This window comes from Cupriavidus necator, from assembly GCF_013141915.1.
GTDB classification, from domain to species: Bacteria; Pseudomonadota; Gammaproteobacteria; order Burkholderiales; family Burkholderiaceae; genus Cupriavidus; species Cupriavidus necator_B.
Genome location: NZ_SROX01000002.1, coordinates 604,531 through 629,165, shown reverse-complemented (window position 1 = coordinate 629,165; position 24,635 = coordinate 604,531). Strand labels below are relative to the sequence as shown.

Genomic DNA, 24,635 nt, shown 5'->3' with positions numbered 1-24,635 from the left:
AGGTGACGGCCTCGGCTGACACCGTCCAACCCCAACCATTTCTTGCTTAGACACGCCGAGCCGCAAGGTGAGGTAAGTCAATCGGTGCAATGCCTGCCGGATTTTCGGTAGGGATTGTAGCTTGCTTTTGCTGGTCAACAGCCAGCCATCGCCCAAGGCGGGGACGCTCGCCTTTGGGCGAATTCGCCTTGACACTTTCCCAGCGGGAAGGCGTCTGCGCTCGTCTCTGTTGCATAACTGCCACACGATTTAAACCGACCCATCGGGTCGGCATCGCGTCTTGGACCGACTGCAGCCACTGCGCTTGCACGTCGGTAAGCGCTCGCCTTTACGGGAGCACATAAGTAAGGACTGAGGCCCGGAGCGTAAGCTCTACGCGTTATGGTTCGGTCGAGCACGCCCGCGAGGGCGCCTTGATAGAGAACCCGCTATGCGACTAGCGGTAGCCTAGGGGGACATGCGTCACTGGTAACGGTGGGGTGTGAAGCTTCCCTGACAATGTAGCCCCCGTAAGGGTGCCAATGGATCGTGAGGTCCGTAGGCAGCAAACCGAAGCAGCATCGGTTGAGGAGCTAGGCTGGCTGGTATGGGCAACACATGTGAACTGCTGATAAACGTCGTGAGTATTACGGTGCCAAAGCTGATGATAGGCACTCACCAAAAGGTACGTGGCTGGATACTCCGCTGAGTGGTCGGAGTACGTCGTCGTTAAGCCATCGGCGAAGAGGCAGGTCCTAACCCAGTCGTGTAACGCGTGGGGAACGTGGTAAGCCCGTATGGCTGCCCGAGTGCCGTTTGGCTCAGGCAGGCGAACCGCAAGGAACGCTGTCGGCTGTGCGGGTATGGGAGGTTGGAAAAAGCGAATGCCGGGTTGTAATGATCCGGATAGGGATTGAAACATCATCCCACGCGAAAGCGGGCAGACTTCCGACTGGTCTACTCGTCGCAAGACGACTGACTGAACTCGCTTGTTTAACTTTTCTTCCCTTGTGGGACAACTTGTCCCGCAAGGGGCATGTTGTCTCTCGATGTTGGGGAAGATCCTCAAGATAGGAGGGCAGCATGGAAGCATTGATCCGCGAGGATGAATCTGCGCCTTCCGGCGTACCGCAGAAGTGGGGCGACATCGATTGGCGCCGCATAGAGCGGAACGTTCGAGTAATGCAGATTCGAATTGCGAAGGCAACACAGGAAAAGGATTGGCGTCGGGCGAAAGCCCTGCAAAGATCCTTGACCCGCTCGTTCTCCGCCAAGGCATCGGCGGTACGGCGAGTGACGATGAACCAAGGTGCGCGGACGGCGGGAGTCGATCGCGTAACGTGGGAAACGCCTGAAGTCCGGTGGGAAGCCATCGGGCAGTTGAAGCGCCGGGGGTACAGGCCACTGCCATTAAGGAGGGTCTACATTCCCAAAGCCAACGGTAAGAAGCGCCCCCTGGGCATTCCGACCATGTTGGACCGAGCCATGCAAGCGTTGTATCTGCTGGCGCTGGAACCGGTGTCCGAAGGAACGAGCGATCCGAACTCGTATGGGTTTCGGATCAATCGGTCTACTGCGGATGCCATGAGCCAGCTATTCGCCTCCCTATCCCAGAAGGTTTCGGCCCAATGGGTGCTGGAGGCGGATATCAAGGGGTGCTTTGACCATATGACTGGTTGGAGCGCAATGTCCCAATGGACAAAGCCATCCTTAGGAAATGGCTAAAAGCTGGCGTGGTATTTCAAGGCCAGTTTCAGGCGACCGACGCCGGAACACCACAGGGGGGCATCATTTCCCCAACTCTGGCAAATGTGGCGCTGAACGGGTTGGAACAGCAACTGACCACCGCCCTCAAGGCGAAGTTAGGGGCCCACAACCTACGAAGGCACAAGGTAAATGTTGTGCGCTATGCGGACGACTTCGTGATCACCGGTAACACACCGGAGGTCTTGGAATACGAAGTGAAGCCGTGGGTGGAGCAGTTCCTCGCTGTTAGGGGGCTGACACTATCGACGGAGAAAACGCGGATCGTCAATATCGCCGAAGGCTTTGATTTCCTTGGGTGGAATTTCCGGAAGTACTCGGGAAAACTGCTTATCAAGCCGAGCAAGAAAAACGCGCAAGCGTTCTACCGCAAGGTCAAAGGAGTCATCAGTGCCATGAAGGGAAGAAAGCAAGAGGATCTGATCCGACTGCTGAATCCGATGCTAAGGGGCTGGGCGCAATATCACAGTCCAGTGGTAGCGAAGGCAATGTTCACCAGGATGGAGCGCATGGTTTTTCAGGCTCTGTGGAGGTGGGCAAAGCGGCGACATCGAGGTAAGAACGCTGACTGGGTACGCAAGCGGTATTTCGTAACCATCGGCAATCGGAACTGGGTGTTTGGTACCACAACCGTGGATAAAAAGGGCAATCCATTCTGGTTGGAGCTATACCCGCTCGCGGGCACGCCGATCAGGAGGCACGCGAAGGTCAAGGGGGAATTCAATCCTTTTGATCCGATCTGGGAAATGTATGGGGAAAAACTGCGACAGGAGCGCATGCTGCAAAGCATGTCGCACCGTAAGCAGTGGATCAGGCTGTATATGTCCCAGCGGGGTCTATGTGCGTTGTGTCAGTGCAAAATGACCAAAGAGACGGGGTGGGATGATCACCACATCGTGCCGCGCGTTCTTGGCGGTTCCGACGCTCTAGGAAACCGAGTGCTGGTGCATCCGGGTTGCCATGTTCAAGTTCACCACCACGGTAGAACCGTTGTGAAGCCGGTGTTCGATTTATTCGATCACTTTGTTGAGGCTTGAGCCGTATGCGGGGAAACCCGCACGTACGGTTCTTAGGGGGGAGTGTCACCAGCGATGGTATACTCCTACCCTCCCGAGGAGCGTTGCAACGGATGGAGGCCAGCGCAGCACATCGCGCGGCCGGCGGCACAGCCGCCCCATGCCATCCGCCAGGCTCGGACTGTCTTCAACGGCGCTCGCTGATCCGTGGTTTCGCACGGAGGCGAGTCGACCTATCCGCGTGCTTTGCATGTGCCCGAGCGCCATGCCACGGCCGCCAGATCCCCGTACTCGTCACCTGCGTGCCACTCTTCACCGGGAGTGAAACATGAACGCCGTGACCGACCTCAAGCAAGATTACCTCGTCGCCGACATCAACCTGGCCGGCTGGGGCCGCAAGGAAATAGCCATCGCCGAGACCGAGATGCCCGGCCTGATGGCGATCCGCGATGAATTCGCCGCGGCGCAGCCGCTCAAGGGCGCGCGCATCGCCGGCTCGCTGCACATGACGATCCAGACCGCCGTGCTGATCGAGACGCTCCAGGCGCTGGGCGCCGATGTGCGCTGGGCCTCGTGCAACATCTTCTCGACGCAGGACCACGCCGCCGCCGCGATCGCCGCGGGCGGCACGCCGGTGTTCGCGTTCAAGGGTGAGTCGCTGAAGGAATACTGGGACTTCACGCACCGCATCTTCGACTGGGCCGACGGCGGCACGCCCAACATGATCCTCGACGACGGCGGCGACGCCACGCTGCTGCTGCACCTGGGCGCCAAGGCCGAGCAGGATGCGTCGCTGATCGCCAACCCCGGCAGCGAGGAAGAGACCTTCCTGTTTGCCGCGATCAAGGAAAAGCTGGCCAAGGATCCGTCGTGGTACAGCCGCAACCTGGCCGCCATCCGCGGCGTGACCGAGGAAACCACGACCGGCGTGCACCGCCTGTACCAGATGGCGCAGAAGGGCGAGCTCAAGTTCCCGGCCATCAACGTCAACGATTCGGTCACCAAGAGCAAGTTCGACAACCTGTACGGCTGCCGCGAATCGCTGGTGGACGGCATCAAGCGCGCCACCGACGTGATGATCGCCGGCAAGATCGCCGTCGTGGCCGGCTACGGCGACGTGGGCAAGGGCAGCGCGCAGGCGCTGCGGGCGCTGTCGGCGCAGGTGTGGGTCACCGAGATCGACCCGATCTGCGCGCTGCAGGCCGCGATGGAAGGCTATCGCGTGGTCACCATGGACTACGCCGCCGAGCATGGCGATATCTTCGTCACCTGCACCGGCAACTACCACGTCATCACCCATGAGCACATGGCGAAGATGAAGGACCAGGCCATCGTCTGCAACATCGGCCACTTCGACAACGAGATCGACATCGCCTCGATCGAGAAGTACGAATGGGACGAGATCAAGCCGCAGGTCGACCACGTCAAGTTCCCCGACGGCAAGAAGCTGATCATCCTGGCCAAGGGCCGCCTGGTGAACCTGGGCTGCGCCACCGGCCACCCGTCGTACGTGATGAGCAGCTCGTTCGCCAACCAGACCATCGCGCAGATCGAGCTCTGGCAGGAGCGCGACAGCGGCAAGTACCCGGTCGGCGTCTATACGCTGCCCAAGCACCTGGACGAGAAGGTCGCGCGCCTGCAGCTGCGCAAGCTGAATGCGCAACTGACCGAGCTGACCGAGCAGCAGGCCGCGTATATCGGCGTGAAGAAGGAAGGCCCGTACAAGGCGGATCACTACCGCTATTGATGCGCGCGGGAAGGCCGCCACTCCCCTCTCCCGCGTGCGGGAGAGGGGCTGGGGGAGAGGGCAGGCGCTGCCACGAAGCAAGGCATATCGCATCGAGATGCGCCGGCCCTCTCCCCCGACCCCTCTCCCATAAATGGGAGAGGGGAGCAACCACGCCAACCAAGGAGCCGTCATGAGACTACTGGTCGTCTGGATCATCAACGCCGTTGCGCTGTTCGTCTTGCCGTACATCATCCCGTCGATCCACATCAAGAGCTTCGGCTCGGCAATGCTGGCGGCGCTGGTGCTGGGGCTGGTCAATACGCTGATCCGTCCGATCCTGGTGATCCTGACGCTGCCGGTGACGCTGCTGACGCTGGGGCTGTTTATCTTCGTCATCAACGCGCTGCTGTTCCTGTTCGTCGGCAACCTGCTGTCGGGCTTTACCGTCGGCGGCTTCTGGGCGGCCTTGCTGGGCTCGATCCTGTACAGCGTGATCTCGTGGCTGCTGGCCAGCCTGCTGCTGGGCAACCGCGACGACTGACACTATTTCGCGCGCCGCGCCAACGCGGCGCGCCACCATCATGCAAGACCGCTACTTCAGCTTTGAATTCTTCCCGCCCAAGACGGCGGAGGGCACCGAGAAGCTGCGCAACACGCGTGCGCAGCTGGCACCGCTCAAGCCCAAGTACATCTCGGTGACGTTCGGCGCCGGCGGCACCACGCAGCAGGGCACGCTTGACGCCGTGCTGGAAATCCAGCGCGAAGGCATCGAGGCCGCGCCGCACCTGTCGTGCGTGGGCTCGTCGCGCGAGAGCATCCGCGCGATCCTGCAGCAGTACCGCGATGGCGGCATCCGCCATATCGTCGCGCTGCGCGGCGACATGCCGTCGGGCATGGGCGAGATCGGCGAATTCCGCTACGCCAACGAGCTGGTGGAGTTCATCCGTGCCGAGACCGGCGACTGGTTCAATATCGAGGTGGCTGCCTACCCCGAGTACCACCCGCAGGCGAAATCGCCGCGCCATGACCTCGACAACTTCGTGCGCAAGGTCAAGGCCGGTGCCGACTCGGCAATCACCCAGTACTTCTACAACGCCGACGCGTACTTCCGCTTTGTCGACGATGTGCGCGCGCTCGGCGTCGAGGTGCCGATCGTGCCGGGCATCATGCCGATCACCAATTACTCGCAGTTGATGCGCTTCTCCGAGATGTGCGGCGCCGAAGTGCCGCGCTGGGTGGCCAAGCGCCTGGAAAGCTTCGGCGACGACCGTGAGTCGATCCGCGCCTTCGGGCTGGATGTGGTCACGGGGCTGTGCGAGCGGCTGCTGGCCGCGGGCGTGCCGGGGCTGCACTTCTACACGCTCAACGCGGCCGGCGCGACCAAGGCGATCTGGCAGCGGCTGAAGCTGTAAGCGTCATGGCCACGCGCCGCGCCGATCCCTTCATCGAACACTTGCTCGAGCTGATGGGGCCGCTGGCGGCGCGCATCGGGCCGGTCACCGCGAAACGCATGTTCGGTGGCCACGGCCTGTTCTACGACGGGCTGATGTTCGCGCTGGTGTCCGGCGGCACCTGCTACCTGAAGGCGGACGAGGCCACGCGCGCCAGGTTCGAGGACGAGGGCAGCGAGCCTTTCCGCTACCAGTCCGCGAAGCGCGAGGTCACCATGCGCCACTACCTCAGCCTGCCGCCCGCCGCGCTCGAATCGCCGCCGGCGATGACGCGGTGGGCGAAGCTGGCGGTCGAGGCGGCGCTGCGGCTCGGGAACGCTTGAGCCCAGTTCGACTGCCAAGGGTTTGCTCCCCTCTCCCGCGCGCGGGAGAGGGGAGCTTGCTGCGGGGCGCGGAAGCCAGCTTCGTGCGCAGGCGTAGCTGCTGACCACGCCCGCCAAAATCGGTGCCATACTCGCCCCATGGTCACCGCCACCTTCCGCTTCTACGAGGAACTGAACGACTTCCTCGCGCCGGACCAGCGCCGGCGCGACCTGTCCTGCGTGTGCGCGCGCGCCGCCACGGTCAAACACATGATCGAGGCGCTGGGCGTGCCCCATACCGAGGTCGAGCTGATCCTGGTCAACGGCGAGTCATGCGGATTCGACCGGCAGCTGTGCGATGGCGACCGGGTCTCGGTCTATCCCAAGTTCGAGCGCATCGACGTGTCCCCGCTGCTGCGGGTACGCGAACAGCCGCTGCGCGTGATGCGCTTTGTCGCCGACGCCCACCTCGGCGGCCTGGCCCATCTGCTGCGCATGACCGGCTTCGACACGCTCTACGACAACCATTTCGAGGACAGCGAGATCGAGCGCATCGCCGTCGACGAGGGCCGCATCGTGCTGACGCGCGACCGCGAGCTGCTCAAGCGCCGTGGCATCACGCACGGCTGCTATGTGCGCGCCCTCAAGCCGCGCCAGCAGGTGCGCGAGATCTTCGCGCGGCTGGACCTGGCGCGCAGCGCCCGGCCATTTTCGCTGTGCCTGGACTGCAACGTGCCGCTGCACGCGCTGGAGGCGTCCGCCGCGGCCGGACGCGTGCCGGACGGCGTGCTCGAGCGCCATCGCAGCTTCGTCACTTGCGACGGCTGCCGGCGGGTGTTCTGGGAAGGCTCGCACTGGCGCTGCATGCGCGCGCTGGTCGATGAGCTGGTGCGGGAGGCCGGGTCCGATCCGGCCTAGAACGCACCTGACTCTGTCACGATCCAGTCCATGGCGATGTCGTGCGGCTGCGCCTGCAGCGCGATACGGCAAGCGTCGTGGCCGATGCCGATTGCCACCGGCCGCGGCGCCATGGCCGCCAGCGTGCGGTCGTAGAAGCCGCCGCCATAGCCCAGGCGGAACTTGTCCGGGCTGAAACCGACACAGGGAATAAGCAGCGCATCGGGCATGGCGGCCTCGGTGCCGTCCGGCACCGGGATGCCATAGTGGCCGGTGGCCATGGGCGTATCCGGCGTCCACAGGTGAAAGTCCAGCGGCGCACCGGGGCGGCTGACCGAGGGCAGCGCCGCATGGCGGCCGGGTACGTCGGCCAGCCACTGCGCCACCGCGGCGCGCGCGTCGAACTCCTGCTGGATCGGCCAGTAGAAGCCCAGGCAGCGCACGGCCAGGCCCGCCAGCAGTTCGGACAGCGCGGCCGCGATGCGCGCGTCGGTGTCGGCGCGGGCCGGCAGGGCGGCCCGCTGCGCCAGCAGTTGCGCGCGTAGCGCGCGGCGGTCGCCGGCGCCGGGGGTGGGTGCAGTCGTGGCAGGAGTGGCAGACATGGCGTGGGATAATGCCCTCGTCCGAACCAACACGGACGGCGAAGCCGCGGCTTTTGGCACACTGGTGCAGGCGCCGGGCGCCGCCGTCATCGACAAGGAAGAAGAATGCTGAAGGGAGTATATCTGCAGCGTGCAGGGCGGGCCGCCTGGATCGCCCTTGCATGTGCATTGCTTGTCACGCCGGTCCACGCACAGAAGCGCCCGCAGGCAGTGTCGCGCGCGCCGTCGACGGTGATCCCCAGCGATCCCGACGAGGCCTTCACCGCGCTGCGCGAAGCCGCGCGCAAGAACGACGTCGAACGCGCCTACGCGATCTCGGCCACGCTGGTGGATTACCCGGTGCCGTCCTATGTCGAGTACTTCCGCATCAAGCCGCAGCTGTTCGACGCCAGCGGCCTGGCCCGCATCGATGCGCCGGACGACCAGGTACGCGTATTCCTGCAGCGCTACAAGGGCGACGCGATCGCCGACCGCATGCGCAATGACTGGCTGCTGGTGCTGGGCAAGAAGCGCGACTGGGCCAATTTCGACGTCGAGTATCCGCAGTTCGCGCTCAAGGACGATACCCAGGTCGAGTGCTATGCGCTGCTGTCGCGCGCGCTCAAGGGCCAGAACGTGGCCGCCGATGCGCGCAACGTGCTGAGCGATCCCAGGTACTACGGCGAGGGCTGTGTCGACCTGATCGGCTACCTGGCGCAGAGCCAGCAGATCCAGCGCAGCGACGTGGCCTTCCAGGCGCGCCTGGCGCTGGAGCAGAACTACCTCACGCTGGCCGGCAAGATCGCCGCGCTGCTACCCGACGCGCGCGTGGACGGCGATACCCTGGCGACCATCGTCAAGATGGCGCGCGCCGACCCGTCGCAGGCGGCGGCGTATCTGGCCACTGCCCAGGGCGCGCTGTCGCGCGACGAGCAGGGCGCGGCCTGGGGCGTGATTGGCCAGTTCGCGGCCAAGAAGCTGTTGCCCGAGGCGGCCGGCTACTACCGCCGCCAGATGGACCTGGGCGGCAACCAGTGGCTGTCCGACGACACGCAGGAATGGCGCGTGCGCGCCGCGCTGCGCCAGGGCGACTGGAAGCAGGTGCGCCAGGCGGTCGAGCTGATGCGCCCGGAACTGCGCGCCAAGGACCCGGCGTGGATCTACTGGTATGGCCGCGCGCTCAAGGCCGACGGCCGCGACACCGAGGCCCAGCAGAACTTCCAGCAGATTGCCGGCCAGTTCAATTTCTACGGCCAGCTGGCCAGCGAGGAGCTGGGCAACCGCATCACGCTGCCGGCGCGCACCACCGTCAGCGATGCCGAGGCCATGGCGATGCGCGCGCGCCCCGGTTTTCAGCGCGCGCAGAAGTTCTACGCCATGAACCTGCGCTTCGAGGGCAACCGCGAGTGGAACTGGGAGCTGCGCAACATGAGCGACCGCGAGCTGCTGGCCGCGGCCGAATATGCGCGCCGCCTCGAGTTGCTGGACCGCACCGTCAACTCCGCCGACCGCACCCGCAACGAGCATGACTTCACGCTGCGCTTCCTGATGCCGTACCGCGACATCATGCAGCGCGCCACCGACGAGGTCGGCCTGGACATGTCATGGGTGTACGGCCTGATCCGCCAGGAGTCGCGCTTCATCATGAATGCGCGCTCGTCGGCCGGGGCCCATGGGCTGATGCAGGTGATGCCGGCCACGGCCAGGTACGTGGCGCGCAAGATCGGCATGAGCGACTTTTCGCCGTCGATGATGGCCGATCCCACCGTCAACATCCAGCTCGGCACCAACTACCTGAACATGGTGCTGACCGACCTGGACAGCTCCTGGACGCTGGCCTCGGCCGCGTACAACGCCGGCCCGGGCCGGCCCAAGGCCTGGCGCAGCACGCTGGCGCGGCCGGTGGAAGGCGCGATCTTTGCAGAGACCATTCCGTTCAGTGAAACGCGCGGCTATGTGAAGAATGTGCTTTCCAACGCTACGTACTATGCTGCATTGATGAGTGGCCGGCCGCAGTCGCTGAAGTCGCGCCTGGGCACGGTCACGCCGTCGGCGGTGACTACCACCAGCCTGCCCTGAAGTCGTCTCTTTCCGCCCTTTGACCCCGTCAGGGCGGGCAAGACGGGCCTGCCGGCATCGCCCGGCGGGCAGATTTTCCCGGCACGGAGGCATCATGCAGACCAGCAACGTCCTCGTCATTGGTGGCGCCGGCTTCATCGGCAGCCATCTCGTCTCGCGCCTGGCCGGCGCCGCCTCGGCCTCCGGCGCGCCGCTGGAGCCCGGCGCCAACCCAGATTCCCCGATTGCACCCGATCGCATCGTGGTCGGCAGCCGCAATGTCGAGCATGCGCAGCACCTGCTGTTACTGCCGCGCGTCGAGGTGGTGGAGCTGGGCCTGGCCGACAATGCCGCGCTGGACGACGCGATCGGCTCGCTTGGCGTGGACGGCATCGTCGTCAACCTGGTGGGCGTGCTGCATGGCGAGCGCGGCGAGCCCTACGGCGAGGCCTTTGCCAGCGCGCATGTGGAACTGGTGCGGCAGATTGTGGCGTCATGCCTGTCCACGGGGGTACGCCGGCTGTTGCATATGAGCGCGCTCGGCGCCGACAGCAACGGACCGTCGATGTACCTGCGCAGCAAGGGCGACGGCGAGCGTATCGTGCGCGCCAGCGGGCTCGACTGGACCATCTTCCGGCCCTCGGTGGTGTTCGGCCCCGACGACCATTTCCTGAACCTGTTTGCCCACATGCAGCAGCTGGCGCCGGTGGTGCCGCTGGCGTGCGCGCATGCCCGCTTCCAGCCGGTGTTCGTGCAGGACGTGGTGCAGGCCTACCTGAACGCCATGGTGAATCCGGCCACCATCGGCCACGGTTATGAGCTCGGCGGGCCGCAGGTCTATACGCTGGAAGAGCTGGTGCGCTTTGCCGGGCGCGCCTCGGGCCATCCGCGCCCGGTGATCGCGCTGCCCGATGCGCTGGCGCGGGTGCAGGCCGCGGTCATGGAGCATATGCCGGGCCAACCGCTGCTGTCGCGCGACAACCTCGATTCGATGCAGCTCGACAATGTGCTGGAGCGCCCGATGGCGCCCGAACTGAACCTGCAGCCCGTGCACCTGGAGTCGGTCATGACCGACGCGCTGTCCGGGCGCAACCGCGATGCCGCGCTGACCCACATGCGCGCCAGCGTGCACCGCTGAGACGCAGTCAACGGCGCGGGCTATGTGACCGGATTTCATATCGGTTGCGAGCGCAATTCACTTTGACGTGGGCTGCCGCGCTGGCAAAATGACAGGTCGGGCGCGCGCCGGCCACGCCGTCCCGCGGGCCCAGCGCATGGGTCGCGCCCCGCGACCGTGCCGCCTCTCCCTTCCGTTTCCTCCCCCAAGGACCCCACGATGAAGCTCGTCATCGGCAATAAGAACTATTCCTCCTGGTCGCTGCGCCCCTGGCTGCTGCTGCGCCAGGCCGGCATTGATTTCGAGGAAGTGCAGGTGCGCCTGTTCACCGGCAGCTTCGCCGCCGAGATTGCCCGCTACTCGCCCGCGGGCAAGGTGCCGGTGCTGGTCGACGGCGACGTCACCGTGTGGGATTCGCTGGCGATCTCCGAATACGTGGCCGAGCGCTTCCCCGAGCAGCAGCTGTGGCCCACCGACCCGGCCGAGCGCGCGGTGGCGCGCGCGGTCTGCGCCGAGATGCACTCCGGCTTCGGCAACGTGCGCAACCAGCTGCCGATGAACGTGACCGCGGTGCTGCCCGGGCGCGGCTGGAACGTGGCGGTGCAGCGCGAGGTGGAGCGGATCGCCGCGATCTGGGACGGGCTGCGCAAGCAGCACGGCGCGCGCGGGCCGTTCCTGTTCGGCACGTTCACCGTCGCCGACGCGTTCTACGCGCCGGTGGTGAGCCGCTTCGCCACATACGGCATCCACCTGCCGGACGAGACCGCAGACGCCAAGGCCTATGCCGATTTCATGCTGGGGCTGCCGGCGATGCAGCAATGGATTGCCGGCGCGCGCGAGGAACGCGACTTCCTGGCCGACGACGAGCCGTACCGCGTGGCCCCGGACCGCGCCGATGCGATCATCGTCAACCACTAGCAATCGCGCCGGCACCGGGCGACTGCCCCGTGCCGGCGCATGAAAGGCCATAACGATGCAGGTGTATGCCGTGGGCGGCGCAATCCGCGACGAACTGCTGGGCAAGCCCAGCCAGGACCGCGACTACGTGGTCGTTGGCGCGACCCCGGCCGAGATGGAAGCCGCCGGCTATCGCCCGGTGGGCAAGGATTTCCCGGTATTCCTGCATCCGCGCACGCAGGAGGAGTACGCGCTGGCGCGCACCGAGCGCAAGACCGCGATGGGCTACAAGGGCTTTGCCTTCTACTGCGAGCCCGATGTCACGCTGGAAGACGACCTGGTCCGGCGCGACCTGACCATCAACGCCATGGCGCGCGCGGTCGATGCCGACGGCAACCTGACCGGCCCGGTGATCGATCCGCACGGCGGCCAGCGCGACCTGGCCGCGCGCCTGTTCCGCCATGTCTCCGACGCCTTTGCCGAAGACCCGGTGCGCATCCTGCGGCTGGCGCGCTTTGCCGCGCGCTTCCATGACTTCAACGTCGCCGCCGAGACCCTGCGCCTGATGCGCGAGATGGTCGCCGCCGGCGAGGTCGACGCGCTGGTGCCCGAGCGCGTGTGGCAGGAGCTGGCGCGCGGGCTGATGGAGGCCCGGCCGTCGCGCATGTTCGAGGTGCTGCGCGAGTGCGGCGCGCTGGCGCGGCTGCTGCCCGAGCTGGAGCGGTTGTGGGGCGTGCCGCAGCGCGCCGACTTCCACCCCGAGGTCGATACCGGCGTGCACGTGATGATGGTGATCGACTGTGCCGCGGCGCTGGGTGCGCCGCTGCCGGTGCGCTTTGCCGCGCTGGTGCATGACCTGGGCAAGGGCACCACGCCCGAAGACGTGCTGCCGCGCCATATCGGCCACGAGATGCGCAGCGTCAGGCTGCTGGAAGCCGTCTGCGCGCGGCTGCGCGTGCCCAACGATTGCCGCGACCTGGCGGTGGTGGTGGCGCGCGAGCACGGCAATATCCACCGCTCGCTGGAGTTCGGCGCGGCCGCCGTGATGCGGCTGCTGGAGCGTTGCGATGCGCTGCGCAAGCCCGGGCGCTTCGCCCAGGCACTGCAGGCGTGTGAAGCCGACAAGCGCGGGCGCAAGGGCTTTGAAGCGAGTGCGTATCCGCAGGCGGCGCGCCTGCTGGCGGCGCTGGACGCCGCGGCGGCTGTCGATGCCGGCGCCATCGCGCACGCCTGTGGCGACGATGTCAGCCAGATCCGCGACCGCATTCATGCGGCGCGCGTGGCCGCGGTGGCGCAGCGGCTCGGCAGCTAGGCAGGATGCCTCGCGCCACCGCCGGGTCGCTGTAGAGGATCGGCGTTGGCAGACCTGCATAATGCAGCGTCATGCGCCGTCATGCGCCGAGAAACAGCCGCCCGACCTCCGGATCCGCGCTCAGTTCGCCACCGGTTCCGGCCATGGCCAGCTGCCCGGCCACCAGGACATAGCCGAGGTCGGCGAATGCCAGTCCTTTGCGGGCGTTCTGCTCGACCAGGATGATGGTCTTGCCCGCCTCGTGCTGCAGCTGGCCAAGGAGTTCAAACACCAGGTCGATATAGCGAGGCTCCAGCCCGATCGAGGGCTCGTCCACCAGCAGCACGGCCGGATCCATCATCAGCGCGCGCAAGATTTCCAGCAGCCGGCGCTCCCCGCCCGAGAGCACGCTGGCGCGCTGGCCGCGCCGTTGCGCCAGCACACCATGCTGCCGGAAGATGCGCTCGGCAGCCGCGGCCGCGTCCCGTGGGTGCGGCATCAGGTAGCCGCCCATCAGCAGGTTTTCCTCGACCGTCATGTCGGGGAAGATCGAACTCTCCTGCAGCACATAGGCCACGCCTGCCTGCCGCAGCTTCTGCTCGGCGTGCAGGTGAACCACCTGCGCGCCTGCCACGGCGATGGTCCCCGACATGACCCGGGCCAGCCCGTAGATGGCGCGCAGCACCGTCGACTTGCCCGCGCCATTCGGGCCGATCAGGCACAGCGAGCCGCCGCGCGCCACGCGCAGGCTGAAGCCGTGCAGGATCTCCATGCCGCCATAGCCGGCGACCACGTTGTCCATGGCGACCATCGGCGTGCCGCCGGCCAGTTGCTCCAGTTGCGCGACGCCGGGCCGGGGGCGCGAGAGGGCGGCGGCGAGCGTGGCGGCCGGCGCGCTGGCGCCCCAATGTGCCGCCGTGTGCGCGCTGCGCGTGGCGGTCATGGCTGTCCTCCCAGGTAGGCCTCGATCACGGCGCGGTTGGCCGTGATCTGCGCCGGCGGTCCCTGCGCCAGCACCTCGCCATGCGCCAGGCAGAAGATCTGGCCGGCCAGCTGCATGATGACCCGCATATTGTGTTCGATCACCAGCAGCGTGATGCCGAGCCGCGCGTTGATGTCCGTGAGCAGCGCGATCAGGCTGTCGATCATCACCGGGTTCACGCCGGCGGTCGGCTCATCGAGCAGCAGCAGCCTGGGCTCGTTCATCAGGGCCATGCAGATCTCCAGCAACTTCTGCTGCCCGAACGACAGGTCCGCGCCGCGCTGTTCCGCGTGGTCCTGCAAGCCCGCCATGCGCAGGATCTGCCAGGCCCGTTGCGCCACCGCCGGCGGCTGCCGCGTGCACATCGCGGCGAGTCCTTCGTGGCTGTGCGGCACGCTGACCAGCAGGTTCTGCAGGCAGCTCATCTTGCCGAACACCCGGGTCTGCTGGAATGTGCGCACGAGGCCCAGGCGCGCGATTTCGGCAACGCGCAGGCGCGAGATCTCGTGCCCGTCGAAGCAGATCGAGCCGCCGTCGATGGGGTGGTAGCCGACGATGGCATTGAACAGGGTTGTCTTGCCCGAACCGTTTGGCCCGATCAGTCCCACGATGCTGCCGCGCGGCACCTGCAGGGAAACCTCATGGTTGGCGACGACCCCGCCAAAGCGCTTGGTCACGCCGCGCACCGCAAGCAGGTCGGTCATGGCGCGCCGCTCCCGCCCAAGCGCCGGCGGTGCGCCCTGAACTCGTGCAGCCAGCCCATGATGCCGGTCGGGAACAGCACCACGATCAGCACGATCAGGACGCCCAGCGCAACGCGCTGCCAGTTCAATAGGTAGGTCCAGAACAACTCCTGGGTGAGGTGGAACAGCGCGGCGCCGAGCACCGGCCCCCACAGCGTGCCCTTGCCGCCCAGGATGGCCATCACCACCATCCACACGCCGAAGCTGGCACTGGCAAAGGCCAGCTCGCGCGGATCGATGAAGCCCACCAGGTTGCCCGTCAGTGCGCCCGCCATGCCCAGGAAGACGGCGCACAGGCACCAGGCCGCGATCTTGTAGCGCGTGGTGTGCAGGCCGAGCGCCTGGGCCTTGTCCTCGTCGTCGCGAATGGCATTGAGCGCGAGGCCGAACGGGCGCGCATAGAGCCAGCGCAGCGTCAGCAGTGTCGCCACCGCCAGCACCAGCATCGCGTAGTAGAAGAACGGCTCGCGGCTGCCGGCGGCACCCGGGAACAGTGGCAGCGTCATGCCCGATCCCGCGCCGATGAAATCCCAGCCGGCGGCGGCATCGGCGCAGGCGATGCCCAGGCCCAGCGTGCCGATGGCGAAGTAGTGGCCGCGCAGGCCCAGCATGGCCGGCCCCAGCGCCAGCGCGGCTGCCACCGCCGCCAGCGCCGCCAGGCCGGTGCCCACCGCGAGGCCGGCGAAATAACCGAGCCCGAAGTCGCGCTGCGCCACCGCGCAGACATAGGCGCCCACGCCGAAGAAAACGATATTGCCGAAGGAGTTGTAGCCCATCTGCCCGCCCATCACATCCCAGGTCAGCGCGAACAGCACCATCAGCCAGAGGAAGGTCAGCTGCGTGGTGATGCCGGTGAACAGCCACGGCGCTGCCAGCGCGACCAGGCAGCCCGCAAGCAGCGCCAGCCACAGCGCCGGGGTGGCCGCCGTGGCCGGGACCTCCGCTTCGGGCCGGCGCGCGCCGCGCACGTGCGGCTTCATCGCAGATAGCCTCGCCGCCGGCGCAGCATCAGGTTGCGGCTCACCAGGATCGCCACCAGCAGGGCGTAGAGGAAGGCGGTCTGGTATTCGGTGCCGAGCAGGAAGCCGGCGTAGTTCTCGGCCACGCCCAGCCCGGCCCCGGCGCCAAGCACCGGCAGCATGCTGCCCAGCCCGGCCACCACCACGATCATGAAGGCGCGCACGGTATAGGGGAGGCCCAGGTAGGGGTGGATGATCCAGGTCATGGCCACCAGGGCGCCAGCCGCGCCGCAGATGGCGGCATTGAGGGCGAAGGTGGCGGCGTAGATGCGATCGGCGTCCACCCCGAGTACGCGCGCGGCGCGCGCGTTCTGGGCGGTCGCCCGGATCGCCTGGCCGCGGCGGGTATGCCTGAGGAACAGCATCAGGCCGGCTCCCAGCGCCAGGGCTGCGACGAACGCCAGCAGCTTGATCTTCGGCACCACCAGTCCGCCCGGCAGGAACAGGCTGCCGAGCCCGGCATCGAGTGTGCGCACATTGGCGCCGAATGCCAGGTTGGCGAATTGCTGCAGCACGATGCTCAGGCCGAAGGTGGCCAGCACCGAGACAAAGAGATCGCGCTCGACCAGCCGGAAGATGACGATGCGATAGAGTCCCCAGCCCACCCAGTACATCGCCGCCGCGGCCACCGGCACCGCCAGCAGCGGTGGCATGCCCTTTTCGACCAGCCAGATCACGATATAGCCGCCCAGCATCACCAGTTCGCCCTGAGCCACGTTGATCAGGTTCATCACGCCCCAGACCAGCGCCATGCCATAGGCGGCCAGCGCGAAGATCGCGCCGGCCAGCAGGCCATCCATCACGAGCTGCAGGTTCAGCCCGGGACTCTGGACGAGCACCGCGAGATCGGTCATGGGCTTCGGGCCGCGCCGCGGCCCCTATTTGCGCTGGGTCCAGGCGGGGGCCGGATAGATGACCTTGGACGATGCCCACTTGCCCGGCGCCACCACCTTGAACTTGCCGTCCTGCACCTGGTACAGCACCATCGACTTGGCAGTGTTCTTGCCGCTCTGGTCGAACTTGAGCGGGCCGTAGAACGTCATCAGGTCGGTGGCGGCAAGCGCCTGGCGGACCTTTTCCGTATCGAGCGAGCCGGCGCGCTCGAAGGCGTCGGCGAAGGCCAGCACCGCGGCGCTCGATTCGGCCGCCTGGTAGGGCGGGTCATAGCGGAACGCTTTCTCGAAGCGCTGCGCGTACTGGTCGGCCGTGCCGAACCAGCGGTCCTTGTAGCTCAGCGTGCGGTCCCATTGCGAGCCGCACACGGCGAATTCCGCGCTCTTGCCGAACTTCTCGATGATCTGCGCGGAGTCGCAGTGCGTCAGCGCCAGCATCGGCACGTCGATGCGCATCTCCGCCACCTGGCGCACCGCGAGCGCCGCGCCTTTCTCGTGGCCGGACACCACCAGGATGTCGGGCTTGAGCGCCTTCACCTTGGCCAGCGTGACCGACATGTCGTTGAGCTCTGGCGGCAGCTTGTCGTCGATCACCACCTGCATGCCCAGGCGTTTCGCGTCCTCGGCCACGCCGTCGCGCACGTCCTGCGAGAAGTTGTCGTTCTCGATGGCGATCGCCACCTTCAGGGTCTTCGGTGACTTGCCGGCCTGCTGCGCTTGCTCCGCGGCAAGGTTGATGGCGGCGCGCAGATAGTAGTCAGAGGTATTGAGCACCGCGAACATGTAGCGGTAGCCCTGCGTGAACAGGTTGCGGTCTGCGCCGTTGCCCTCGACCATCGGGATCCGGTACTTCTCCGTGACCGGGGCCATCGCCTTGGTGAGCCCCGAGCTGTAGGGGCCCAGCACGAACTTGACGCCGTCCTGGCTGATCAGCCGCTCTGCCAGCTGCGCACCGCGCGCCGAGGTGGATTCGTCGTCGTAGAAAAGGATCTTCAGCTGATAGGCCTTCCCTCCGACCTTGACGCCGCCCATCTCGTTGATGCGGTTCACGGCAAGGTTGTAGCCGTCCTGCGTGTTCTTGCCATTGGTGGAGTACTTGCCGGTCAGCGAGACCGCGGCGCCGAGGACGATGGTGTCGCCCTGCGCCTTGGCTGCTCCGGGGAGCGACAGGGCCAAGCCAAGGCCAGCCAGGGCACAGAGGGTGGCATGGCGCATGCCGGTGGAAGGCCCGGACTGGACACCGGTCAGAAAGCTGTGGGCGGATGCGGTTTTCATATCACCTCCTGACTCTTTCAAGATTAGGACTCATTTTTGAAAGGGAAAGGGCGGTATGAAACGAATCGATCACGCCATGATGGATATCGGGTTTTCCTTACGTTGAAACGGGGCCGTGTCACGCGACGGTGGTGAAACTGGCTGCCTTGATCAGGGGCGGCCCCCGGTGGCGCGCGCCTAAAGCAGCTTGCCGATCACCAGTGCCACCATCGACAGAAGGATCGTCGAGGCAAACGGCAGCACAAATTCGCGCCCGAACAGACGGAAACGCACGTCGCCCGGCAGCCGTCCCAGCCCGATCTTCTGCAGCCATGGCAACGCCGCGGACAGCACGATCACGCTGAAGAAGATGGTCAAGGTCCAGCGCAGCATGGCCGGCCTACAGCGCGTGGCAGCGGTCGCCGCGGGCAAAGCCGGCCAACGGTTCGCTGTCGTCCAGCCCGCGCGTGAGCGCGATCACCTTGAACAGTTCACCCATTTCGGCTTCGGACAGCAGCTTCTGTACCGCATTGGCCTGCGGCAGGAACGCGCGCGCGTCGGACGGGTCCAGCGCCATCAGCAGGTCGGTGATGCCGGCATTCATCAGGAAGCGCGCCTGCGAGGCAAAGCCCGCCACGGTCAGTCCGGTCTCGGCGGCGGCGTGCGCGATGCCGCTGAAGTTGACGTGCGCGGTGATGTCCTGCAGGCCGGGATGCAGGAACGGGTCCGGGTGCGCATGATGGCGGTAGTGGCACATCAGCGTGCCGCCGGCGCGCTGCGGATGGTAATACTCGGCGCCGGGGAAGCCATAGTCGATGAAGAAGGCCGCGCCGCGCGCCAGCATGGCGCCGACCGCGCGCGTAAAGCCCTCGGCCTCGGCATGGGTCTCGGTGACCAGGTCGTGGTCGCCCGGAATGGCGCGCAAGGCTTCGGGCACGTCGGTAGCGGCGAGCGGGCGGTCTTCGAAGCGGAACGCGGGCGCGCCGCCATCCTGCACGCCCGCGCGCGCCACGCCGCGTTCGTGCCAGTTGCCGCCATTGCGCGCATACAGCTGCACCGGCATTGCATCGAGCACTTCGTTGCCGACAATCACGCCTTCGAAGGCGGCGGGCAGCGTATCGAGCCAGGTGACGCGCTCCACCAGGTGTGGCGCGCGCCGGGCCAGCGTGTCCTGCTGGCGCGCGCGCAGTTCGCCCGACAGTTCGACGATGGCGTAGGTGTCGGGCAACTGGCCTTCCTGTTCGAGCCCGAGCAGCAGATCCGCCGCCAGCCGGCCGGTGCCGGCGCCGAATTCAAGCAGGCGCGGCAACCCCTGCGCCAGCAGCGGCGCGAACTGGCGCGCCAGCGTGCGGGCGAAGAAGGGGCTCAGTTCCGGGGCGGTGATGAAGTCGCTGCCGTCGCGGGCATCGCGCCCGAACTTGGCCGAGCCGCCGCTGTAATAGCCCAGGCCGGGCGCGTACAGCGCCAGCGCCATATAGCGGTCAAAGCCGATCCAGCCACCGGCCGCATCGATCGATTCGCCAATACGGGCCGCAAGAGTATCGGAAGCGGCCTGCGCGTCGGCGGGGGGAAGGGGTAAACTAGCGGCTTTCTGCATCCTGCGATTGTAGCAATGCCCGCATCCAAGATTCCCGCCGGCGAGACCGGTCCCCAGCCTGCCGTGGCCCGCGGCGTGGCGCTCGTGACCGGTGGCGCGCGCCGCCTGGGCCGTGCCATCGCGCTGGAACTCGCGGCGCAAGGCTGGGACGTGGCGGTGCACTGCCATCGCTCGGTCGACGAGGCCGAAGCCCTGGCCACGCAGATTCGCGCGCTGGGCCGCCGCGCCGCGGTGCTGCGCGCCGACCTGGCCGACGAGGCCGCCACCAGCCGACTGGTGGCCGACTGCAGCGCCGCGCTGGGCGTGCCCACCTGCCTGGTCAACAATGCCTCGCTGTTCCAGTACGACGTGGCGACCAGCTTCTCGTATGCGTCGCTGGATACGCATATGCGCACCAACGTGGCCGCGCCGCTGCTGCTGGCGCGCGAACTGCACAAGGCGCTGGCCGCTGCCGCGGCACCGGAGGGCGCGAACAAGGCCGCCGAGCCGCGCGGCGTGGTGATTAACCTGCTTGACCAGAAGCTGGACAACCTGAACCCGGACTTCCTCTCTTACACACTGTCCAAGGCCGCGCTGCAGACCGCCACGGTGCAGCTGGCGCAGGCGCTGGCGCCGCGCCTGCGCGTGGTGGGCGTGGCCCCCGGCATCACGCTGGTGTCGGGCGAGCAGTCGGAGCAGAGTTTCCGCCGCGCGCACCGCGTGACGCCGCTGGGCCAGTCTTCCACGCCCGAGGACATCGCCCAGGCGGTAGCCTACCTGGCGCAGGCGCGCGCCGTGACCGGCACCACGCTGTATGTCGATGGCGGCCAGCACCTGATGCCGCTGGCGCGCGACGTGATGTTCCTGACCGAGTAAGCTGGAAGCCAGCCACCGAATACCGTAGTCATCTGATGTGCCGCGCCCGCCGGGCGCGGCTTTCCTTTTTCTCTCCGCAGCCGCCCATGACCATGCTCGCCGCCCTTTCCCACCCCAGCCTGCAAGACTGCCGACGCATGTTCCTGCGTAACTATGAAGTGCAGATCAATATCGGCGTGCACGAATTCGAAAAGAAGGGCGAGCAGCGCGTGCTGATCAATATCGACCTGTTCGTACCGCTGGAGGAATGCACGCCGCAGGCTGACAAGCTCGACGAAGTGGTCGACTATGACTTCATGCGCAACACCGTGGCCGCGCGCATGGCGCAGGGTCACGTGCACCTGCAGGAAACGCTGTGCGACGACGTGGCCCGCGCCATGCTGAAGCATCCCAAGGTGCGCGCGGTGCGCGTGTCGACCGAGAAACCCGACGTGTACCCGGATTGCGATTCGGTCGGGGTCGAGGTGTTCCATATCAAGCAGGCCTGAGCGGTCCTGCGGGCGTGCGCTGCAGCTAGCGGGCGCCTAAAGTAGAATGTTGCCCCTTCGCGCCGCGCCGGCCATTCCATCCGGCGGGCGCCACGCAACAGGATGCTCCATGAGCCACTCGAACAACTTTTATCGCCTCGAGACGAGGCTGCAATCGCAAACCGGCAAGGCCATCGGCGACTTCGGCATGATCGAGGACGGCGACACCGTGCTGGTCTGCATGAGTGGCGGCAAGGACTCGTACACCATGCTGTCGGTGCTGATGGCGCTGCAGAAGCGCGCGCCGATCAAGTTCAAGCTGATCGCGATGAACCTGGACCAGAAGCAGCCAGGCTTCCCGGAACACATCCTGCCGCAGTACTTGAAGTCGGTTGGGGTCGAGCATGTGATCGTCGAGGCGGACACGTACTCGATCGTCAAGGAGAAGGTGCCCGAGGGCAAGACCACCTGCTCGCTGTGCTCGCGCCTGCGCCGCGGCGTGATCTACCGCACCGCCAAGGAGCTGGGCGCCAACAAGATTGCGCTGGGCCACCATCGCGACGACATCGTCAACACCTTCTTCCTGAACATGTTCTTCGGCGGCAAGATGAAGGCGATGCCGCCCAAGCTGGCTACCGACGATGGCGCGCATATCGTGATCCGCCCGCTGGCGTACTGCTCCGAGAAGGACATTGCGTCCTACGCGCGCGCGATGGAGTTCCCGATTATCCCGTGCAACCTGTGCGGCTCGCAGGAGAACCTGCAGCGCAAGAAGGTCAGCGAGATGCTGCAGGAGTGGGAGCGCCAGAACCCGGGCCGCATCGACAATATCTTCTCGGCGCTGCGCAACGTGGTGCCGTCGCACCTGGCGGATACCGACCTGTTCCCGTTCACCGGGCTGGCGACCGGCCTGGCCAAGGTGGACGAGGCCTCACTGTTCGGCGAGACCACCTTCCAGCAGCAGCCGCTCACGTTTGCCGGCAGCACGGAAGAAAACCGCATGGAGTTCGTGCGCTTCGAGCGCGCGCCCGCGGAGCAGGCCGGCACTCAGTAAGACTCCCCGACAGCGCAAGCTTGCCGGCGATGGCGCGCCGCTCCCGCTGCGGGAGCGGCGCGCCATCCGGCGGCATTCCACCCGCCTAGTTTGCCGCCGCCGCCGACTGCACCGGCGGATTCGCCTTTTCGCGCATCAATGCATGGGTGTCGTCGATCCATTTCTGGAAGCGCTCCTGCGCGTGCGCCTTCTGTTGCGGCGTGGTCATGTTGGCAATCGCCACCGTCAGCGCGATGCCGGCGTTGTCGTTCGCCTGGTGGCTGGCGGCGAGCCGCGCCGGCGGGTTCTGCCAGTACTCGCGGAAGCGGCGCAGCAAGTCGATCACCTGTGTCTTGGGCGGCTGCGTGGCCTGCACGTAGCGCACCATCTTGAGCCATTCCTGCTGCCGCGCCACACGCTCGGCATAGCGCGCCTCGGCGTTCTCCACCACCGGCCCCACCTTGGCGCGGATCGCCTTTTCCTGCTCGGCGGAGAAGCCGCCGTAGACCAACCGGGCGTACTCCATCACCTTGTCGAAGCGTGCTTCCTCGCGCTCGGCCGGGTCCGCATTGAGGAATTTCTTGCGGTACTTGGCGTTGCCGTCGGCAAATTTCTTTTCCATGCGCGCGATCTGGTCGGGTGTTAGCGTCAGCAGCAAGTCCGCCATGTCGGGCATGGCCTGCTCGAACGAGCGGCGCGCCAGTTCCTGCGACGCGTCCTGGAAGTGCTCGACGCGCGCCGCACTGACGGGCTGGCGCACGTCCGCCTTGGCTTGCTGCAGCAGGCTGGCGATTTCCGGCAGCTGTGCCTTGCGATGCCAGGCGAAGAAGCGCGCGATGGCCTCGCGCGTGAGGGGTTCCTGGGCCGAAGTGACGTCGACATAATTGTCGATCCACCAGTACGCCAGCCGGTCGCCCTGCTGGTACCCCAGTTTCATTGCGCTGCAGGCGCACAAGGCCGCCGCGCCCAGAATCACCAAAATGCGCCGGGTCCAGCAATTGTGAAATTCCGAAACCGCGGTCCGTTGCGCAGAAAGCGCCATGTTAAAATCGGCGCGCCTTGAAACCGGGCTGCCCCGCGAGCTGACCCGATGCCCGCCAGCCAAGTCCTGGCAAGGGTTTGCGGGAAGACGCGCAGGCCTGGCGGCCAGCTTCCGCCAGCGCCGGCAGCGCAGTTTGCCAAACACCGGCCCGAACACCCGGCCGGCGCTTTCCAGAATATTTTCGGACACACTCACTTAGGGGTCTCCTTGTGAATATCGTCATTCTCGCCGCGGGCATGGGCAAGCGGATGTATTCCGATTTGCCCAAGGTGCTGCACCCGGTAGCCGGGCGGCCCATGCTCGCGCATGTCCTGGATACGGCTCGTGCGCTGTCGCCGGCCCGGCTGGTGGTCGTGGTCGGCCATGGGGCCGAACGCGTGCGCGAGGCGGTTGCCGCTGACGATGTCGCCTTCGCCGAGCAGGCCCAGCAACTGGGCACGGGCCATGCGGTGATGCAGGCACTTCCCTTGTTGGACGACAACCACCCCACGTTGGTTCTCTACGGTGACGTTCCGCTCACCAGCGCTGCGACGCTGCAGGCACTGGTGACCGAGGCCGGCGCGCAGCGCCTTGGCGTACTCACCGTTGAAATGCCCGATCCCGCCGGTTATGGACGCATCGTGCGCGACGCGGCGGGCAGCATCGTCCGCATCATCGAGCAGAAAGACGCAACGGAAGCCGAGCAAGCCATCCGCGAGATCAATACCGGCATTATCGTGTGCCCGACCGGCCACCTGCGCAAGTGGCTGTCGACGCTGCGCAACGACAACGCCCAGGGCGAGTACTACCTGACCGATACCGTCGAGCGCGCCGTCGCGGATGGCGTCGAAACCGTCTCGGCCCAGCCGGCGGCGGTCTGGGAGACGCTGGGCGTCAACAGCAAGCTGCAGCTGGCCGAGGTCGAGCGCATCCACCAGGGCAACCAGGCCCGGCGCCTGCTCGAAGCCGGCGTGACGCTGCTGGACCCGGCCCGCATCGACGTGCGCGGCCAGCTGACCTGCGGGCGTGATGTCACCATCGACGTCGGCTGCGTGTTCGAGGGCCGCGTGCACCTGGAAGACGGCGTGCGCATCGGCGCGCATTGCGTGATCCGCAACAGCACCGTCGGCGCCGGCGCGCAGGTGCATCCGTTCTGCCATATCGACGAGGCCAGCATCGGGCCAGCGGGCCGCATCGGGCCGTACGCGCGGCTGCGCCCCGGCACCGAACTGGGCGAGGACGTGCATATCGGCAACTTTGTCGAGGTGAAGAATGCACAGGTGGCGGCACACAGCAAGGCCAACCACCTGGCTTATGTGGGCGACGCCACGGTGGGGTCGCGCGTCAATATTGGCGCGGGTACCATCACCTGCAACTATGACGGGGTTAACAAGCACCGCACCGTGATCGAGGACGATGTCTTCATCGGCTCCGACACGCAGCTGGTGGCGCCGGTGACGGTGCGCCGCGGCGCCACGCTGGGCGCCGGCACCACGCTCACCAAGGAGGCCCCGGCCGACAAGCTGACGCTGTCGCGGGCCAAGCAGCTGACCATCGACGCCTGGCAGCGTCCGGTCAAGCAGCCGAAGCAGTAAGCAGCAGTAAGCTCAAGCGCCGCCCGCGCAGGGTGGCGCCACAGGATTCATACCGGCGCCAGTGGCCTGCGGGCAGGCGCCAGCAAAACGGGGG

General features: G+C 66.4%; 22 protein-coding genes, 1 pseudogene and 1 riboswitch. Of the genes and pseudogenes, 14 read left to right on the top strand and 9 right to left on the bottom strand.

What is annotated here, in order from left to right:
* Window positions 1-1,062 precede the first annotated feature (1,062 nt).
* The 6 genes and pseudogenes from ltrA to E5S69_RS07765 all read left to right on the top strand — a co-directional run bounded on the left by ltrA (window position 1,063) and on the right by E5S69_RS07765 (window position 7,159).
* Window positions 1,063-2,780, top strand: a pseudogene (gene ltrA / locus E5S69_RS07790) (group II intron reverse transcriptase/maturase).
* A 69-nt stretch (window positions 2,781-2,849) separates the two neighbouring features.
* Window positions 2,850-2,965, top strand: a riboswitch (S-adenosyl-L-homocysteine riboswitch).
* 122 nt (window positions 2,966-3,087) lie between these two features.
* Window positions 3,088-4,506 (top strand): adenosylhomocysteinase, encoded by a 1,419-nt coding sequence (ahcY, locus tag E5S69_RS07785; protein ID WP_171514419.1) that lies wholly within the window; start codon window positions 3,088-3,090, stop codon window positions 4,504-4,506.
* A gap of 172 nt (window positions 4,507-4,678) precedes the next feature.
* Window positions 4,679-5,029 carry a phage holin family protein gene (locus tag E5S69_RS07780; RefSeq protein WP_012351530.1) on the top strand — a complete coding sequence of 117 codons (351 nt, stop codon included), beginning with the start codon at window positions 4,679-4,681 and terminating at the stop codon, window positions 5,027-5,029.
* A 40-nt stretch (window positions 5,030-5,069) separates the two neighbouring features.
* On the top strand, window positions 5,070-5,900 hold the full coding sequence (gene metF / locus E5S69_RS07775) for a methylenetetrahydrofolate reductase [NAD(P)H] (protein ID WP_171514418.1): 831 nt from the start codon (window positions 5,070-5,072) through the stop codon (window positions 5,898-5,900).
* A gap of 5 nt (window positions 5,901-5,905) precedes the next feature.
* On the top strand, window positions 5,906-6,262 hold the full coding sequence (locus tag E5S69_RS07770) for a TfoX/Sxy family protein (protein ID WP_171514417.1): 357 nt from the start codon (window positions 5,906-5,908) through the stop codon (window positions 6,260-6,262).
* Window positions 6,263-6,400: 138 nt separating this feature from the next.
* Window positions 6,401-7,159 carry a Mut7-C ubiquitin/RNAse domain-containing protein gene (locus tag E5S69_RS07765; RefSeq protein WP_171514416.1) on the top strand — a complete coding sequence of 253 codons (759 nt, stop codon included), beginning with the start codon at window positions 6,401-6,403 and terminating at the stop codon, window positions 7,157-7,159.
* Here the strand turns inward: E5S69_RS07765 and E5S69_RS07760 are convergent.
* Window positions 7,156-7,740, bottom strand: a complete 585-nt coding sequence (locus E5S69_RS07760) for a 5-formyltetrahydrofolate cyclo-ligase (RefSeq protein ID WP_171514415.1) — start codon at window positions 7,738-7,740, stop codon at window positions 7,156-7,158. The genes E5S69_RS07765 and E5S69_RS07760 overlap by 4 nt on opposite strands.
* Window positions 7,741-7,845: 105 nt before the next feature.
* On the opposite strand from E5S69_RS07760, the gene E5S69_RS07755 reads away from it, so the two are divergent.
* From E5S69_RS07755 to E5S69_RS07740, 4 genes are all read left to right on the top strand, one after another.
* On the top strand, window positions 7,846-9,798 hold the full coding sequence (locus E5S69_RS07755) for a lytic transglycosylase domain-containing protein (protein WP_171514414.1): 1,953 nt from the start codon (window positions 7,846-7,848) through the stop codon (window positions 9,796-9,798).
* A gap of 94 nt (window positions 9,799-9,892) precedes the next feature.
* Window positions 9,893-10,915: a complex I NDUFA9 subunit family protein gene (locus E5S69_RS07750; protein WP_171514413.1), complete on the top strand. Its 1,023-nt coding sequence runs from the start codon at window positions 9,893-9,895 to the stop codon at window positions 10,913-10,915.
* A gap of 198 nt (window positions 10,916-11,113) precedes the next feature.
* Window positions 11,114-11,812, top strand: coding sequence for a glutathione S-transferase family protein (locus tag E5S69_RS07745; protein WP_171514412.1), 699 nt, complete (start codon window positions 11,114-11,116; stop codon window positions 11,810-11,812).
* Between the two features lie 55 nt (window positions 11,813-11,867).
* A complete protein-coding gene (locus tag E5S69_RS07740) occupies window positions 11,868-13,103 on the top strand; it encodes a multifunctional CCA addition/repair protein (protein ID WP_171514411.1) in 1,236 nt (411 codons plus the stop codon).
* A 79-nt stretch (window positions 13,104-13,182) separates the two neighbouring features.
* On the opposite strand, the gene E5S69_RS07735 is transcribed toward E5S69_RS07740, so the two are convergent.
* The 7 genes from E5S69_RS07735 to E5S69_RS07705 form a co-directional block, all read right to left on the bottom strand.
* Window positions 13,183-14,025 (bottom strand): ABC transporter ATP-binding protein, encoded by an 843-nt coding sequence (locus E5S69_RS07735; protein ID WP_171514410.1) that lies wholly within the window; start codon window positions 14,023-14,025, stop codon window positions 13,183-13,185.
* A complete protein-coding gene (locus E5S69_RS07730; RefSeq protein WP_171514409.1) occupies window positions 14,022-14,768 on the bottom strand; it encodes an ABC transporter ATP-binding protein in 747 nt (248 codons plus the stop codon). The genes E5S69_RS07735 and E5S69_RS07730 overlap by 4 nt, the downstream gene beginning before the upstream one ends.
* Window positions 14,765-15,787 (bottom strand): branched-chain amino acid ABC transporter permease, encoded by a 1,023-nt coding sequence (locus E5S69_RS07725; RefSeq protein WP_236901241.1) that lies wholly within the window; start codon window positions 15,785-15,787, stop codon window positions 14,765-14,767. The genes E5S69_RS07730 and E5S69_RS07725 overlap by 4 nt, the downstream gene beginning before the upstream one ends.
* A complete protein-coding gene (locus E5S69_RS07720) occupies window positions 15,784-16,680 on the bottom strand; it encodes a branched-chain amino acid ABC transporter permease (RefSeq protein WP_171514408.1) in 897 nt (298 codons plus the stop codon). Before E5S69_RS07720 ends, E5S69_RS07725 begins: the two co-directional genes overlap by 4 nt.
* A 24-nt stretch (window positions 16,681-16,704) precedes the next feature.
* The gene (locus E5S69_RS07715) at window positions 16,705-17,994 is read right to left on the bottom strand and encodes an amino acid ABC transporter substrate-binding protein (protein ID WP_216621251.1); all 1,290 of its coding nucleotides are present in this window, start codon (window positions 17,992-17,994) and stop codon (window positions 16,705-16,707) included.
* A gap of 177 nt (window positions 17,995-18,171) precedes the next feature.
* Entirely contained in the window at window positions 18,172-18,366 is a 195-nt protein-coding gene (locus E5S69_RS07710; RefSeq protein ID WP_171514407.1) for a DUF2905 domain-containing protein, read from the bottom strand.
* 7 nt (window positions 18,367-18,373) lie between these two features.
* Complete coding sequence (locus E5S69_RS07705) at window positions 18,374-19,570, bottom strand: class I SAM-dependent methyltransferase (protein WP_171514406.1); 1,197 nt, start codon at window positions 19,568-19,570, stop codon at window positions 18,374-18,376.
* Window positions 19,571-19,585: 15 nt separating this feature from the next.
* Between E5S69_RS07705 and E5S69_RS07700 the strand changes: the two genes are divergently transcribed.
* The 3 genes from E5S69_RS07700 (at window position 19,586) to ttcA (ending at window position 21,946) form a co-directional block, all read left to right on the top strand.
* Window positions 19,586-20,425, top strand: a complete 840-nt coding sequence (locus E5S69_RS07700; protein ID WP_171514405.1) for an SDR family oxidoreductase — start codon at window positions 19,586-19,588, stop codon at window positions 20,423-20,425.
* Between the two features lie 86 nt (window positions 20,426-20,511).
* Window positions 20,512-20,913, top strand: coding sequence for a dihydroneopterin aldolase (locus E5S69_RS07695; protein WP_082818824.1), 402 nt, complete (start codon window positions 20,512-20,514; stop codon window positions 20,911-20,913).
* A 109-nt stretch (window positions 20,914-21,022) separates the two neighbouring features.
* Window positions 21,023-21,946 (top strand): tRNA 2-thiocytidine(32) synthetase TtcA, encoded by a 924-nt coding sequence (ttcA, locus tag E5S69_RS07690; RefSeq protein ID WP_171514404.1) that lies wholly within the window; start codon window positions 21,023-21,025, stop codon window positions 21,944-21,946.
* A gap of 85 nt (window positions 21,947-22,031) precedes the next feature.
* Here the strand turns inward: ttcA and E5S69_RS07685 are convergent, their stop codons facing one another.
* Entirely contained in the window at window positions 22,032-22,862 is an 831-nt protein-coding gene (locus tag E5S69_RS07685) for a DUF6279 family lipoprotein (protein ID WP_171514403.1), read from the bottom strand.
* A 314-nt stretch (window positions 22,863-23,176) separates the two neighbouring features.
* On the opposite strand from E5S69_RS07685, the gene glmU reads away from it, so the two are divergent.
* A complete protein-coding gene (gene glmU / locus E5S69_RS07680; protein WP_171514402.1) occupies window positions 23,177-24,541 on the top strand; it encodes a bifunctional UDP-N-acetylglucosamine diphosphorylase/glucosamine-1-phosphate N-acetyltransferase GlmU in 1,365 nt (454 codons plus the stop codon).
* The last annotated feature ends 94 nt before the right edge of the window (window positions 24,542-24,635 follow it).